Source organism: Pseudonocardia sp. MH-G8 (genome assembly GCF_002262885.1).
GTDB lineage: Bacteria > Actinomycetota > Actinomycetes > Mycobacteriales > Pseudonocardiaceae > Pseudonocardia.
Map to the genome: position 1 here is coordinate 20,498 of NZ_NKYF01000031.1, position 13,638 is coordinate 34,135.

At 72.8% G+C, this 13,638-nt stretch carries 14 protein-coding genes; 6 read left to right on the plus strand and 8 right to left on the minus strand.

All coding sequences use genetic code 11. The annotated features are described in order from the left end of the window. Positions 1-12: 12 nt before the first annotated feature. From pheS to CFP66_RS39695, 6 genes are all read right to left on the minus strand, one after another. Positions 13-1,068 (minus strand): phenylalanine--tRNA ligase subunit alpha, encoded by a 1,056-nt coding sequence (gene pheS, locus CFP66_RS39670; RefSeq protein WP_094930528.1) that lies wholly within the window; start codon positions 1,066-1,068, stop codon positions 13-15. A gap of 56 nt (positions 1,069-1,124) precedes the next feature. Beyond that, positions 1,125-1,934, minus strand: coding sequence for an RNA methyltransferase (locus CFP66_RS39675; RefSeq protein ID WP_094930615.1), 810 nt, complete (start codon positions 1,932-1,934; stop codon positions 1,125-1,127). A gap of 50 nt (positions 1,935-1,984) precedes the next feature. Further along, complete coding sequence (gene rplT / locus CFP66_RS39680) at positions 1,985-2,362, minus strand: 50S ribosomal protein L20 (RefSeq protein WP_094930529.1); 378 nt, start codon at positions 2,360-2,362, stop codon at positions 1,985-1,987. Between the two features lie 53 nt (positions 2,363-2,415). Further along, the gene (rpmI, locus tag CFP66_RS39685; protein WP_075950387.1) at positions 2,416-2,610 is read right to left on the minus strand and encodes a 50S ribosomal protein L35; all 195 of its coding nucleotides are present in this window, start codon (positions 2,608-2,610) and stop codon (positions 2,416-2,418) included. Between the two features lie 74 nt (positions 2,611-2,684). Continuing rightward, complete coding sequence (gene infC / locus CFP66_RS39690) at positions 2,685-3,269, minus strand: translation initiation factor IF-3 (protein ID WP_094930530.1); 585 nt, start codon at positions 3,267-3,269, stop codon at positions 2,685-2,687. A 207-nt stretch (positions 3,270-3,476) separates the two neighbouring features. Then, positions 3,477-3,668, minus strand: coding sequence for a hypothetical protein (locus CFP66_RS39695; RefSeq protein WP_143517531.1), 192 nt, complete (start codon positions 3,666-3,668; stop codon positions 3,477-3,479). Between the two features lie 131 nt (positions 3,669-3,799). Here CFP66_RS39695 and CFP66_RS39700 point away from each other — a divergent pair, with 131 nt between their 5' ends. Genes CFP66_RS39700 through CFP66_RS39720 form a run of 5 tightly spaced genes read left to right on the plus strand, consistent with a single transcriptional unit; the run spans position 3,800 to position 8,229 of the window. After that, the gene (locus tag CFP66_RS39700) at positions 3,800-4,336 is read left to right on the plus strand and encodes a hypothetical protein (protein ID WP_094930532.1); all 537 of its coding nucleotides are present in this window, start codon (positions 3,800-3,802) and stop codon (positions 4,334-4,336) included. A 52-nt stretch (positions 4,337-4,388) separates the two neighbouring features. Then, positions 4,389-5,246 (plus strand): DUF4097 family beta strand repeat-containing protein, encoded by an 858-nt coding sequence (locus CFP66_RS39705; RefSeq protein ID WP_094930533.1) that lies wholly within the window; start codon positions 4,389-4,391, stop codon positions 5,244-5,246. 29 nt (positions 5,247-5,275) lie between these two features. Beyond that, positions 5,276-6,226: an ATP-binding cassette domain-containing protein gene (locus CFP66_RS39710; RefSeq protein ID WP_094930534.1), complete on the plus strand. Its 951-nt coding sequence runs from the start codon at positions 5,276-5,278 to the stop codon at positions 6,224-6,226. Then, entirely contained in the window at positions 6,223-7,008 is a 786-nt protein-coding gene (locus CFP66_RS39715; protein ID WP_094930535.1) for an ABC transporter permease, read from the plus strand. Before CFP66_RS39710 ends, CFP66_RS39715 begins: the two co-directional genes overlap by 4 nt. A gap of 18 nt (positions 7,009-7,026) precedes the next feature. Continuing rightward, complete coding sequence (locus tag CFP66_RS39720; RefSeq protein ID WP_094930536.1) at positions 7,027-8,229, plus strand: cytochrome P450; 1,203 nt, start codon at positions 7,027-7,029, stop codon at positions 8,227-8,229. 19 nt (positions 8,230-8,248) lie between these two features. On the opposite strand, the gene uvrA is transcribed toward CFP66_RS39720, so the two are convergent. Next, positions 8,249-11,158: an excinuclease ABC subunit UvrA gene (uvrA, locus tag CFP66_RS39725; protein ID WP_094930537.1), complete on the minus strand. Its 2,910-nt coding sequence runs from the start codon at positions 11,156-11,158 to the stop codon at positions 8,249-8,251. A 541-nt stretch (positions 11,159-11,699) separates the two neighbouring features. Between uvrA and CFP66_RS39730 the strand changes: the two genes are divergently transcribed. Further along, positions 11,700-12,110, plus strand: coding sequence for an OsmC family protein (locus tag CFP66_RS39730; protein ID WP_158228400.1), 411 nt, complete (start codon positions 11,700-11,702; stop codon positions 12,108-12,110). 129 nt (positions 12,111-12,239) lie between these two features. On the opposite strand, the gene CFP66_RS39735 is transcribed toward CFP66_RS39730, so the two are convergent. Continuing rightward, positions 12,240-13,580 (minus strand): PP2C family protein-serine/threonine phosphatase, encoded by a 1,341-nt coding sequence (locus tag CFP66_RS39735; protein ID WP_094930539.1) that lies wholly within the window; start codon positions 13,578-13,580, stop codon positions 12,240-12,242. Between the last annotated feature and the right edge of the window lie 58 nt (positions 13,581-13,638).

A 13,638-nucleotide genomic window follows, 5' to 3' on the forward strand; every position in this document is an offset into this window, starting at 1 on the left:
TCCCGGGCCGACTCAGACGCCGAACGCGCGGCTGAACCGCACGTCGCCCTCGACCATGTCGCGCATGTCGGGGATGCCGTTGCGGAACTGGAGCGTGCGCTCCAGGCCCATGCCGAACGCGAACCCGGAGTGCATCTCCGGGTCGATACCGCAGGCGCGCAGCACGTTGGGGTTGACCATGCCGCAGCCGCCCCACTCGACCCAGCCGGCGCCGCCCTTCTTCTCCGGGAACCAGACGTCGACCTCGGCCGAGGGCTCGGTGAACGGGAAGTAGGAGGGCCGCAGGCGGGTGCGCGACTCCGCGCCGAACATGGCGCGGGCGAACGCGTCGAGCGTGCCCTTGAGGTGCGCCATCGTGATGCCGCGGTCGACCGCGAGGCCCTCGACCTGGTGGAAGACCGGGGTGTGGGTGGCGTCGAGCGCGTCGGTGCGGAACGTGCGGCCCGGGCACACCACGTACACCGGCAGCTCGCGCTCCAGGAGCGCGCGGATCTGGACCGGCGAGGTGTGCGTGCGCAGCACCGTGCCGGACGTCTCGGAGTCGCCGAGGTAGAACGTGTCCTGCATCGTGCGCGCGGGGTGGTCCTTGCCGAAGTTCAGCGCGTCGAAGTTGAGCCAGGACGACTCGACCTCGGGGCCCTCGGCCACCTCCCAGCCCATCGCGACGAACACGTCCGCCACCCGCTCGGCGACCTGCGTGATGGGGTGCCGCGCTCCCCGCGGGGTGCGGTCCCAGGGCAGCGTGACGTCGACGGCCTCCTCGGCCAGCACGCGCGCGTCGCGCTCCTCGACGAGCACCGCACGGCGGGCGTCGAAGGCCTCCTGCGCCTGTTGGCGGGCGGCATTGACCCGCTTGCCCGCGTCGGCGCGCTCGGGCCCGGGCAGCGATCCGAGCTCGCGGCGCGCCAGCAGCAGCGGGGCGCGGTCACCGAGGTGCGCGGGCTTGACGGCGGCGAGCGCCGCCAGGTCGGACGCCGCGTCGAACGCCTGCTCGGCGGCCGCGACGGCTGCCTTGAGCGTGTCCGGGTGCAGCGGGCCCGGGGTGTCGAGGTCCGTGCTCTCAGTCATGGTGGGCCCATCCTAGGTGGGGCGTGCGGCGGCCCGGGCGTGCGGCCCGGGGTGGATCACGGCGTCCTCCGGCGCCGGCCCGCCGCCACACTCGCGTACAAGCAGACGGCCGCGGCCGTGGCCAGGTTGAGGCTTTCCGCCCGCCCGAGGATCGGGACGCGCACGCGGTGGTCGGCGCCGCGTGCAAGGTCGGCGGGGACCCCGTGCGCCTCGCCGCCGAACACCCAGGCCACGGGGCCGGCCAGCACGGCGTCCGACGCCGGGTCGTGCAGGTCCAGCTCGCCCCCGGCGTCGGCGACGAGCACGGCGAGCCCGGCGGCGCGGCAGGCGTCGAGCACGGCGCCGGCGTCGCGGTCGCGGGCCAGTGGCAGGTGGAAGACGCTGCCGGTGGAGGCGCGCACGGCCTTGCCGTTGTGCGGGTCGACCGTGTCGCCCGCCAGCAGCACGGCGTCGGCACCCGCGGCGTCCGCCACCCGGATCACGGTGCCGACATTGCCCGGGTCGGCGATGCCCGCGCACACGGCGACCAGCGCGGGCCGCTCCCCCAGCGCCTCGGCCACCGCGACGTCGAGCAGGTCGCACACCGCCACCAGGCCCTGCGGGGTGACGGTGTCGGACAGCGAGGCAGCGGCCTGGTCCGTGACCACGACGACACGCACCCCCGCTTCCCGCGCCGCGGCGACCAGCTCGGGGTGGCGGTCGGCCGCGGCGTCGGTGATGAAGAGCTCGTGGACGCGGGCGTGGCGCAGCGCCTCGCGGACGGCCTGCGCCCCCTCCACGAGGAACCGCCCGGCCCGATCACGGCCCGTGCGCCTCAGCAGCTTGCGGGCTGCGACGACGCGGGGCGTGCGCTGCGTTGATGCGATCTCCGCGTGCGCTCCGATCGGTGTACCGGGCGGTTCGGCGCGGCCTGCGCTCAGGCGGCGCTCCCGTTCTGGGCGGGCACGTTGGCGCGGGAGAGCTCGACGAGCGTGGTGAACGCGGCCGGGTCGCTGATGGCGATCTCCGACAGGTTCTTGCGGTCGACCTCGACACCCGCGACCTTGAGGCCCTGGATGAAGCGGTTGTACGTCATGCCGTTGGCGCGGGCGGCGGCGTTGATGCGGGTGATCCACAGCTGCCGGAAGTCGCCCTTCTTGGCGCGCCGGTCGCGGTAGGCGTAGTTCAGCGAGTGGAGCATCTGCTCCTTCGCCTTGCGGTACAGACGCGACCGCTGCCCGCGGTAGCCGCTGGCCAGCTCGAGGGTGGTGCGACGCTTCTTCTGAGCGTTCACCGCGCGCTTCACGCGTGCCATGGGGGTGTGTCCTTACGTCGTTCGGTCTGCGGGAGGGAGGGGCCGAGCTCAGCTCAGCGGCCGAGCATCTTCTTGACGCGCTTGACGTCGGCCTTGTTCACGGGCACGACGCCCGACAGGTCACGCGTCTCCTTGCTCGACTTGACCTCGAGGCGGTGGCGCAGGCCGGTCTGCTGGCGCAGCAGCTTGCCGCGACCGGTGATCTTGATCCGCTTTGCGATCCCGCTGTGCGTCTTGTTCTTGGGCATGACTGTTCCGTTCACCGGTGACGCCCCGGCGGCCCGGGGCGTCGAGATTGGTCGTGCTGGCCGTTCCGCGGGCCTCAGGCCTGCTGGACCTCCGCCGGCGCGGCGGCGGCAGCGGCCTCCTTGCGGGTCGGCGGCTTCTTGTTCGGAGCGATCACCATCGTCATGTTGCGGCCGTCCTGCTTGGGAGCCGCCTCGACCGTACCGAGGTCACTGATGTCCTCGGCCAGCCGCTGCAGCAGCCGGAAGCCCAGCTCGGGGCGCGACTGCTCGCGGCCACGGAACATGATCGTGACCTTGACCTTGTTGCCGCCTTCGAGGAAGCGCCGGACGTGCCCGCGCTTCGTCTCGTAGTCGTGCTTGTCGATCTTCGGCCGGAGCTTCTGCTCCTTGATCGTGGTGAGCTGCTGGTTGCGGCGGGACTCCCGGGCCTTCTGCGCGCTCTCGTACTTGAACTTGCCGTAGTCCATGAGCTTGCAGACCGGCGGGCGGGCCTGAGCGGCGACCTCGACGAGGTCGAGCTCGGCCTCCTGCGCGAGCCGCAGGGCGTCCTCGATGCGCACGATGCCGACCTGCTCCCCGTTGGGTCCGACCAGACGGACCTCGGGGACGCGGATGCGGTCGTTGATGCGCGTCTCTGTGCTGATGGGGTCTCCTCGTATCGACGTCGTCCGGCGCGACGGAGCGAAGACCCGTGATACACCGGACGAGCCTGTGGCTCACCGGCGGACCGGACCCGGACACCTTTGAGATGGCGGGTGGGAGCGGGGCTCCGCTTGTCGCCCTGATGCGCTGAACAACACGCGACAGGGTGGTCGCATTCCGAAGGGTACCAGGGCCGCAGCCGAGCTGCGCGCCCCGGGCTGTTGTCAGCGGCCGGGCGCACCACGCCCGGCCAGGTACGCCTCGGCGCGAGCGACCAGGTCGGCCCGCCCATCGGCCCAGAGCCTGAAGTTCTCCAGCACCTGCCGGCCATCGAGTCCCGGCCGAAGCAGGTCGAGGTCCGGACGGGCGAAGAAGACGTCGTAGATCGGCACGAGGTCCTCCGCAGTCGGCGGCACGCCGCAGCTCTTGCAGGTCACCTTCGGAGCGCGGCTTCCTGAACAAGCGCATACCCCTCATCCTCCCGCAGACACCATCATGGCACCCCATTCGTTTGCCTTGGCACCATAGTGATGCCATAGTGGCACCCATGGACCTGACGCCGCATGTCGAGCGGCTGCGCTACGAGCTCGGGATCGCCGCTGCCGCAGGCGGCGACGACGCGCGTGCGCTCGCCGAGCGGCTCACCGCACCGCTGGAATCCGCGGTCCGGCTGGTACTGCTCGAGGCACTGTCCGATGCCGCCGACGAGATCACGCGGGAGATGGCGCCCGGCTCGGTGGAGATGCGGCTGCGCGGCCGGGAGCCCGGCTTCGCGGTCACACCGGCACCGGCCGAGGACGCGCCCCCCGCCCCCGGCGGCGCCGCCGACGCCCTGGGGGGTGGCATCGGCGGCGCCGCGCCCGCCCCCGACGTGGAGGAGGGCGCCATGACGCGGATCAACCTGCGGCTGCCCGACTCGCTCAAGGCCAGGGTCGAGGAGGCGGCGGGCCGCGAGCGCCTCTCGGTGAACGCCTGGCTGGTCCGCGCCGCCACGTCCGCGCTGACCCCGGGCGACCGGGACGAGCGCCGGTCCCCCCGCCGCAACGCCCGCGGCGGACAGAACCTCACGGGCTGGGTCCGCTAGTGATCCCGTCCGATCCCGAGACATCCCACACTCCTGCAGGGAGGGCTTCGCCATGCCCACTTTCGCCACCCCGGCACCGATCACCGTCACGCTCGACCTCGTCATCGCCGACGTCCGGCTCCGCGCCGGTGAGCGCGACGACACGGTCGTCGTGATCACACCGCGCAATCCGGCAGACCCCGAGGACGTCCAGCTCGCGGAGCGCACCCGCGCCGAGTTCGCCGACGGCCGCCTGGGGATCCGCGCCCCCCGGTCCTGGCGCAGCCTCAGCCCGTTCCGCACCGGCGGGGCCCTCGACATCGAGATCGACCTGCCGGCCGGCTCCGAGGTGCGTGGTGAGGCGTCGATCGCCGAGCTGCACGCCGCCGGCCGCCTCGGGACCTGCCGGTTCTCCACCTCGATGGGTGACCTCTCGCTCGAGCGGGTCGGGCCCGCCACGCTGGCCACCCACGGCCGGGTCACCATCGGCCGGACCGAGGGCTCCGCCGAGATCAACGCCGCCGGCGCCGTGCGCATCGGCACGACCGGCGGCCCGACGACGATCAAGAACCTGAACGGCACCACGGAGGTCGACACGGTCGAGGCCGGCCTCACCTGCCGGTCCGCCAACGGCGACATCTCCGTCGGCACGGCGCTGGCCGACGTCGAGGCGACGACCTCCAAGGGCGACGTCCGGATCGACGAGGTCGTGCGCGGCGGGGTCTCGCTCGAGACCGCGCACGGCCGCATCGAGATCGGCATCCGCCCGGGCACCGCCGCGCAGCTCGACGTGCACTCGCGGCTCGGCCGGGTGCGCAACGCCCTCGACGTCACCGACGGGCCGGACGCCTCCGACGAGATCGCCACCGTCCGCGCCCGCACCTCCGTCGGCGACATCGTCGTCCGGCGTCCCGAGTCCACCACCCGCTGAACAACTCACCGAGCAACGGGAGCCATGACATGTCCACCCCACCGGCGATCACCGCGCGCGGGCTGCGCAAGGCCTACGGCGAGAAGGTCGTCCTGGACGGGCTCGACCTCGACATCCCCGCCGGCTCGATCTTCGCGCTGCTCGGGCCGAACGGCGCAGGCAAGACCACCACCGTCAACATCCTCGCGACGCTGGTCGGCGCGGACGGCGGGAGCGCGCGCGTCGCCGGCCACGACCCCGCCCGCGAGCCCGACGCGGTACGCGCGGCGATCGGCGTCACTGGCCAGTTCTCCGCCGTCGACGGCCTGCTCACCGGCGAGGAGAACCTCGCCCTGATGGCCGACCTGCACCACCTGGACCGGGCGGAGGGCCGGCGTCGAGCTCGCACCCTGCTGGAGCGTTTCGGCCTGGTCGAGGCCGCGCGCAAGCCCGCGGGCACCTACTCCGGGGGCATGCGCAGGCGCCTCGACCTCGCCATGGGCCTCGTCGGGCGCCCGCGGGTGCTCTTCCTCGACGAGCCGACCACCGGGCTCGACCCCCGCAGCAGGCGCGCGCTGTGGGACATGATCCGCGAGCTCGCCGCGGGCGGCGTCACGATCCTGCTCACCACCCAGTACCTGGACGAGGCCGACCAGCTCGCCGACCGCATCGCCGTGCTCGACGACGGCCGGATCGTGGCGACCGGAACGGCGGACGAACTCAAGAGCCTCGTGCCCGGCGGTCACGTCCGGCTGACCTTCCCCGACGCGGCCGGGTACGACGAGGCCGCGCGCGTGCTCACGGGTGCCGTCCGGGACGACGCCGCGCTGGCACTGCAGGTGGCCGGCGGCGGCAGCGTCCCCGAGATCCGCGGCCTGCTCGACCAGCTCGACCGCCTCGGCCTCGACGCCGACCGGTTGTCCGTGCACACCCCCGATCTCGACGACGTGTTCCTCGCCCTCACCGGGCGAGCGGCCCCTGCGGAGGCGATCTCCCGATGACCACGACCATCGTCCGGGCGAGCCACCCCCTGCGGGACTGCGCCACCATGCTGCGGCGGCAACTGCGGCACCTGCGGCGCTACCCCTCGATGACGCTGATGCTCGTCGGGATGCCGGTGATCTTCCTGCTGCTGTTCGTCTACGTCCTCGGCGGCACGTTGGGCGCCGGGCTCGGCGGGGACCGCGGGGACTACGCGTCCTACGTCACCCCCGGGATCCTGCTGATGACCGTGGGCACCGCCGTGAGCGGCACGTCGGTCTCCGTGGCCATGGACATGACCGAGGGCATCGTCGCCCGCTTCCGCACGATGGCGATCTTCCGGCCGTCGGTGCTGACCGGGCACGTGCTGGGCAGCATGGCCCAGACATTGCTGTCGGTCGTCGTGGTCGCCGGCGTCGCCGTCCTGGTCGGATTCCGCCCGGCCGCGGGCGTCGGCGGCTGGCTCGCCGCGCTCGCCGTGATCGCCGTGTTCGCGTTCGCCCTGATCTGGCTCGGCGTCGCGCTCGGCGTGAGCACGCGCAGCGTCGAGACGGCGAGCAACACGCCCATGCCGCTGATGCTGCTGCCCTTCCTCGGCAGCGGGTTCGTGCCGACCGACTCCATGCCGGCCGCGCTGCGCTGGTTCGCCGAGTACCAGCCGTTCACACCGGTGATCGAGACCGTGCGCGGCCTGCTCATGGGCACGCCGGTCGGCGGCCACGCCGCCGCCGCCCTGGCCTGGAGCGCCGTCATCGGCGCGGGCAGCTACGCCTGGGCCATCCGCCGCTACAACCACACCTGACCGGATCGGAACACCGCCATGACCGAGACGCTCGTCCCGCGCATCACCGAGCTACCCACGCGCCGCCATCCGGATCGGCCGTTCGACCCGCCGCCCGAGCTGGCCGCGATCCGCGAGCGGCACCCACTGGTCCGCATGACCTACCCGGACGGCCACGACGGCTGGCTCGCCACCGGCTACGCCGCCTGCCGCGCCGTGCTCGCGGACCGCCGCTTCAGCTCGCGCTACGAGCTCGCACACCTGCCGCTGGCGGTGGACGGCGCGCCGCCGGAGCTGCCGCCGGCCGCCGTCGGCGACCTCACCGGGATCGACGCGCCGGAGCACACCCGCCTGCGACGCCCGCTCGTCGGCTACTTCACGGTGCGCCGCATGCATTCGCTCACCGAGCGGGTGCAGGAGATCGCGGCCGAGCACCTCGACGCGATGCAGCGCGACGGCTCGCCGGAGGACCTCGTGTCCTCGTTCGCGAAACCGATCCCCGCGCTCGTCATCTGCGAGCTGCTCGGCGTGCCCTACGCCGATCGCGACACCTTCCAGCGCCACGTGTTCACGATCATGGGTGGCAGCAGCACCATCGAGGAGATAGGCGCGGCGATGGGCGCGCTCCACGCGTACCTGCTCGACCTGGTGCGGGCCAAGCGTGCACGTCCGGCCGAGGACATCCTCAGCAGCCTGACCGGGACCGACCTGACCGACGACGAGCTCGCGGGCGTCGGTGCCTTCCTGCTCGCGGCCGGCCTCGACACCACGGCGAACATGATCGCCCTCGGCACGTTCGCCCTGCTCTGCCATCCCGACCAGCTCGCACTGCTCCGCGCGGACCCCGCGCTCGTCGAGCCCGCGGTCGAGGAGCTGATGCGCTACCTCACCGTCGGGCACACCGGCCTTCGCACTGCGCTCGAGGACGTCGAGCTGGAGGGACAGGTGATCCGGGCCGGCGAGTCGGTGACGCTCGCCATGGGGGCCGGCAACCGCGACCCGCGCCGGTATCCCGACCCCGACGCCCTCGACCTGCGCCGCGGCGCACCCGGGCACCTGACCCTCGGGCACGGCATGCACCAGTGCCTCGGCCAGCAGCTCGCACGCGTGGAGATGCGGGTGGCCTTCCCCGCGCTGCTGGCCCGGTTCCCCGGGCTGCGCCTGGACTGCGCACCCGAGGACGTGCCGACGCGCCCCGACGCGAACATCTACGGGGTGCAGCGGCTCCCGGTGGCCTGGTGATCGCCGAGCCGTTGGACGATCAGCTCGCCGCGGCGGCCTTCTTCCGCCGCGCCTTCGGGGCCGGCGCCTCCTCCGGCGTGACCAGGCCCTTCAGGAACTGGCCGGTGTAGCTCGCCGGGTGGGCCGCCACCTGCTCGGGCGTGCCCTCGGCGATCACCGTGCCGCCGCCCGAGCCGCCCTCCGGGCCCATGTCGATCAGCCAGTCGGAGGTCTTGATGACGTCGAGGTTGTGCTCGATGACGATCACCGAGTTGCCCTTCTCGACGAGGCCGTTGATCACCTGGAGCAGCTTGCGGATGTCCTCGAAGTGCAGGCCGGTGGTGGGCTCGTCGAGGATGTAGACGGTGCGGCCGTTGGAGCGCTTCTGCAGCTCGGACGAGAGCTTGACGCGCTGCGCCTCGCCGCCCGACAGCGTGGGCGCCGGCTGGCCCAACCGCACGTACCCGAGCCCGACGTCGACCAGGGTGCGCAGGTAACGGGCGATCGAGTTGATCGGGGCGAAGAACTCGGCCGCCTCCTCGATGGGCATGTCGAGGACGTCGGCCACGGTCTTGCCCTTGTAGTGCACCTCGAGCGTCTCGCGGTTGTACCGGGCGCCCTTGCAGACCTCGCAGGGCACGTAGACGTCCGGCAGGAAGTTCATCTCGATCTTGATGGTGCCGTCGCCGGAGCACGCCTCGCAGCGGCCGCCCTTGACGTTGAACGAGAACCGTCCCGCCTGGTAGCCGCGCACCTTCGCCTCGGTGGTGGAGGCGAAGAGCGTGCGGATCTTGTCCCACACCCCGGTGTAGGTGGCGGGGTTGGACCGCGGGGTGCGCCCGATCGGCGACTGGTCGACGCGCACCAGCTTGTCGAGGTCGTCGAGACCGGTGATGCGGGTGTGCCGGCCGGGCACCTGCCGGGCGCCGTTGAGCTTGTTGGCGAGCACGGTGGCGAGGATGTCGTTGACCAGCGTGGACTTCCCCGACCCGGACACCCCGGTGACCGAGACGAGGCAGCCCAGCGGGATGTCGACGTCGATGCCGCGCAGGTTGTGCTCGCGGGCCCCGACGACCGTGAGCTGACGCTTCCGGTCGCGCGGGCGGCGGATCTCCGGCACCGGGATCGACCGCCGGCCGGACAGGTAGGCGCCGGTGAGCGAGGTGTCGTGCGCCTCGAGCTCGGCGACCGTGCCGCTGTGCACGATCTCGCCGCCGTGCTCCCCCGCGCCCGGGCCGATGTCGACGGCCCAGTCGCAGGATCGGATGGTGTCCTCGTCGTGCTCGACGACGATGAGCGTGTTGCCCAGGTCGCGCAGCCGGGTGAGGGTCTCGATCAGCCGCCGGTTGTCGCGCTGGTGCAGCCCGATCGAGGGCTCGTCGAGCACGTACAGCACGCCGACCAGGCCGGACCCGATCTGCGTGGCCAGCCGGATGCGCTGCGCCTCGCCGCCGGACAGGGTGCCGGCCGCGCGGTCGAGCGAGAGGTAGTCGAGCCCGACGTCCAGGAGGAAGCCCAGCCGCGCCTGCACCTCCTTGAGCACCCGGCCGGCGATCATGGCCTGGCGCGCGTCGAGCTGCATGCCGTCGAGGAAGGCGGAGCACTCGGCGACCGACATCGCCGAGACCTCGGCGATCGACCGGTCCCCCTGCGTGCGGTGGGCCAGCGTGACGGCCAGCACCTCCGGCTTGAGCCGCGCCCCCTTGCAGGCCGGGCACGGCACGTCGCGCATGTAGCCCTCGTAGCGCTCGCGCTGCGACTCCGACTCGGTCTGGTCCAGGCGCCGCTCCAGGAACGGGATGACGCCCTCGAAGTTGGCGTAGTAGGCGCGCTCGCGGCCGTACCGGTTGCGGTAGCGCACGTGCACCTGGTCGGTGCTGCCGTGCAGGACGGCCTTCTGCGCGGCGGCGGAGAGCTTGCGCCACGGGGTGTCCATCCGGAACCCGACCGCCTTCGCCAGGCCCTCCAGCAGCCGCCCGAAGTACTCCGCCGACTGCCCGCCGGCCCACGGCGCGACCGCGCCGTCGGCGAGGCTCGCCTCCTGGTCGGGAACGACCAGCTCGGGGTCGACCTCCTTCTTGATCCCGATGCCGACGCACTCGGGGCACGCGCCGTAGGGCGAGTTGAAGGAGAAGGTGCGCGGCTCGAGGTCGTCGAGCGACAGCGGGTGGCCGTTGGGGCAGGCCATCCGCTCGGAGAAGCGGACCTCACGGTGGGGGTCGTCGTCGGCCAGGTCGACGAAATCGAGCACGACCAGGCCGTCGGCCAGCCGCAGCGCCGTCTCCACCGAGTCGGTGAGCCGCTGCTTGGCCGACCCCTTCACGGTGAGCCGGTCCACCACCACGGAGATGTCGTGCTTCTCCTGCTTCTTGAGCTTGGGCGGCTCGGTGAGCGGGTGCACGGTGCCGTCGACCATCACGCGCGAGTAGCCCTGCGACTGCAGGTTGGCGAACAGGTCGACGAACTCGCCCTTGCGGGTGCGCACCACCGGCGCCAGCACCTGGAAGCGGCTGCCCTCCTCCATGGCGAGGACCTGGTCGACGATCTGCTGCGGCGTCTGCTTCTCGATCACGTGCCCGCAGACGGGGCAGTGCGGCACGCCCGCGCGGGCGTAGAGCAGGCGCAGGTAGTCGTAGACCTCGGTGATGGTGCCGACGGTGGAACGCGGGTTGCGGTTGGTGGACTTCTGGTCGATCGAGACGGCCGGGGAGAGACCCTCGATGAAATCGACGTCGGGCTTGTCCATCTGCCCGAGGAACTGCCGCGCGTAGGCCGACAGCGACTCGACGTACCGGCGCTGGCCCTCGGCGAAGATCGTGTCGAACGCGAGGCTGGACTTGCCCGAGCCGGAGAGGCCGGTGAACACCACGAGGCTGTCGCGCGGCAGGTCGAGATCGACGCCGCGCAGGTTGTGCTCGCGGGCGCCGCGTACTACCAGACGGTCGGCCACGGTGGGGAGCCTCCTGAAGATGCGTGTGGAGGGGCCTTCCTACAGGCCCTCGTTCCATGCTAAGCGCGACCACCGACAGAACCGGCGCGGCAGCCGGCGGCCCGGCGAGCGGCCGCGGCGGAGAGCCGGGCAGCGACAACGAGGATCGCACACACGTTCGAAGCGCCGTCGACCGGGTCGGCACCGCCACCCGCCCCTCACCGGCGGGACCGGGGCGCCGGATCGACGTCGGACGTCGTGGTGATCGCCACGAGCCGCACCCCAGCGCGGCGCCGACCGCAATGACGTGCGGCTCGAGAGGATTCTCCCGCACCGATCGTTCCGAGCCGCACGCCAGCGCCAGAGGCACGACAACAGCGTGCGCCTCGGAAGGATCAGTCGGGCATGATCTGCACGAGCCGCACACCACCGACCTTCCCACGACCACGGCGCACGACTGGGAGCGATCAGCGACGGTCGGCGTGGCCGGGGGGCGGATCCCCCACACCCGATCGACGAGCGGGAGGCGGTCCGGGTTCCCGCAGGGCTCTACCCTTGCCCGGTGGGAGAACCGAACGTCTGGTCCGTGGCCCGCCTGCCCGCGCCGGAGAGCGAGGCCGCGGACCTGAGCGTCAACGGGCTGGAGCTGAGCTGCGCCGTGCCCGACGACGCGGGGTCCGAGCCCGCGGGCGCCACCCCCTTCGGCCTGCTCGCCGCGTCGCTCTCGTCCTGCACGGCGATGTCGGTGCGCACGTTCCTGGTGCGCTGGCGGATCGACCCCGGCGCGGTCACCGTGCGCGTCGGCGTGCACCAGGACACCCCGCCGATGCTGGACCGGCAGGTCACGGTGGCTGCCGAGATCAGCCCCGACCTGCGGGAACAGCTCGCCGGAGTCGTCGACAGCACGCCCGTCACGGTGTTGCTCCGCGACGCGATGACGATCCGCACGGTCCTGACGACGGGCGCGGGCTGACGACGGCCACCGGAAGGCGCGGCGAGCGGCTCGGACCCGTCGTGCTCCCCCGGCCGTGCCCGCCTCGGCCCGGCCCGCCCGCTCCCCGATCACCGCCCCGTCGGCCTGAGGTCCGCGGCGGCGGGACGGTCAGGGTGTGACGTCGGGATCGGGTTCCGCGAACGGCTCGGCGGGCAGGCGCAGGGCGAGCAGCGCGACGTCGTCGGCGCCGTCCGGCGCGAGCCGATCGACCAGCTGGTCGCAGAACTCGTCCAGGTCGTGGCGCGCCAGGGCCGAGGCGTGCTGGCGCAGCCGGGTGAGGCCCACGTCGATGGATTCGCGCCGGTTCTCCACGAGCCCGTCGGTGTAGAGCAGCACGGTCGCCCGCGCCGGCAGCGGGTGCAGTGCGTCGTGGCGGAGCTCGTCCGGCTGCACGCCCAGGATCATGCCCGCTCCGCCGTCGAGGTAGGTGGCCTGCCCGTCCTCGGTGACCAGGAGCGGCGGCGGGTGCCCCGCGTTCGTGAACCGCAGCTGGTGCGGCCCGCCCACCGGGCCTTCGATCCGGGCGAACACGAGCGTGGCCATCCGCGCGTCGCTGACGTGCGTGGCCACCTGGTCGAGCCGCCGCACGATCACGTGCGGCGGCTCCGTGCGGTCCCACGCCAGCGCGCGCAGCATGTTGCGCAGCTGGGCCATGCGGGCCGCGGCCGGCAGGTCGTGCCCGACGACGTCGCCCACGACCATCGTGGTGACGCCGTCGGGGAGCAGGAACGAGTCGTACCAGTCGCCGCCCACGTGCGAGGTGGCGTGCGCCGGGCGGTAGCGGGCGGTCAGCTGCAGGTGGTCCACGTCCGGGAGGGCCGGGAGCAGGTGGCGCTGCATCGTCTCCGCGACCCGCCGCTGCGCGTCGAACAGCTGCGCGTTGTCGACCGCGAGACCGGCCTGCTGCGCGATGTCCGCGGCCAGCTCGACGTCCACGGCGTCGTAGGGCGGAGCCGGATCCCGCCGGACCAGCGTGAGCGCTCCCAGCACCCGGCGCGGGGTGCGCAGCGCGACGACCACGGCGGAACCGGCGCCCAGCTCGTCGAACAGCTCGTGCTGGGCGACCATGAGCGGTGAGTCCCGGCGGGCGGCGAACTCGTCCGGGCCCAGCAGGGCGGGCGGGCCGCCGCGCAGGACCTGCCCCAGCGACGAGGCGGAGCGCTCCGGCACCGGCGGCATCGGCCGCTCGTGGGTCCCCTCCGGCGCGCACCCGGGATCACGGTGCACGACGACGGCACGACGCAGCTCCTGGGCGCCGTCGTCCGCGAGGAGGTCCACGACGAGCCAGTCGGCAAGGCGGGGCACCACCAGCCGCGCCAGGCGCCGCAGCGCCTCGTCGACGTCGAGCGTCGAGCCGAGCACCCTGCCCACCTCGCCCACCAGCTGCAGGCGCGCGATCACCCGCTCCAGCGCGGCCACTTCGGGCGCGAGGCCGTCGGTCGTCCCCATGTCCGTACGTCCCGTCCCGTCGCGATGACCCCACTCGTGGCCCGGAGGGTACGTCGCG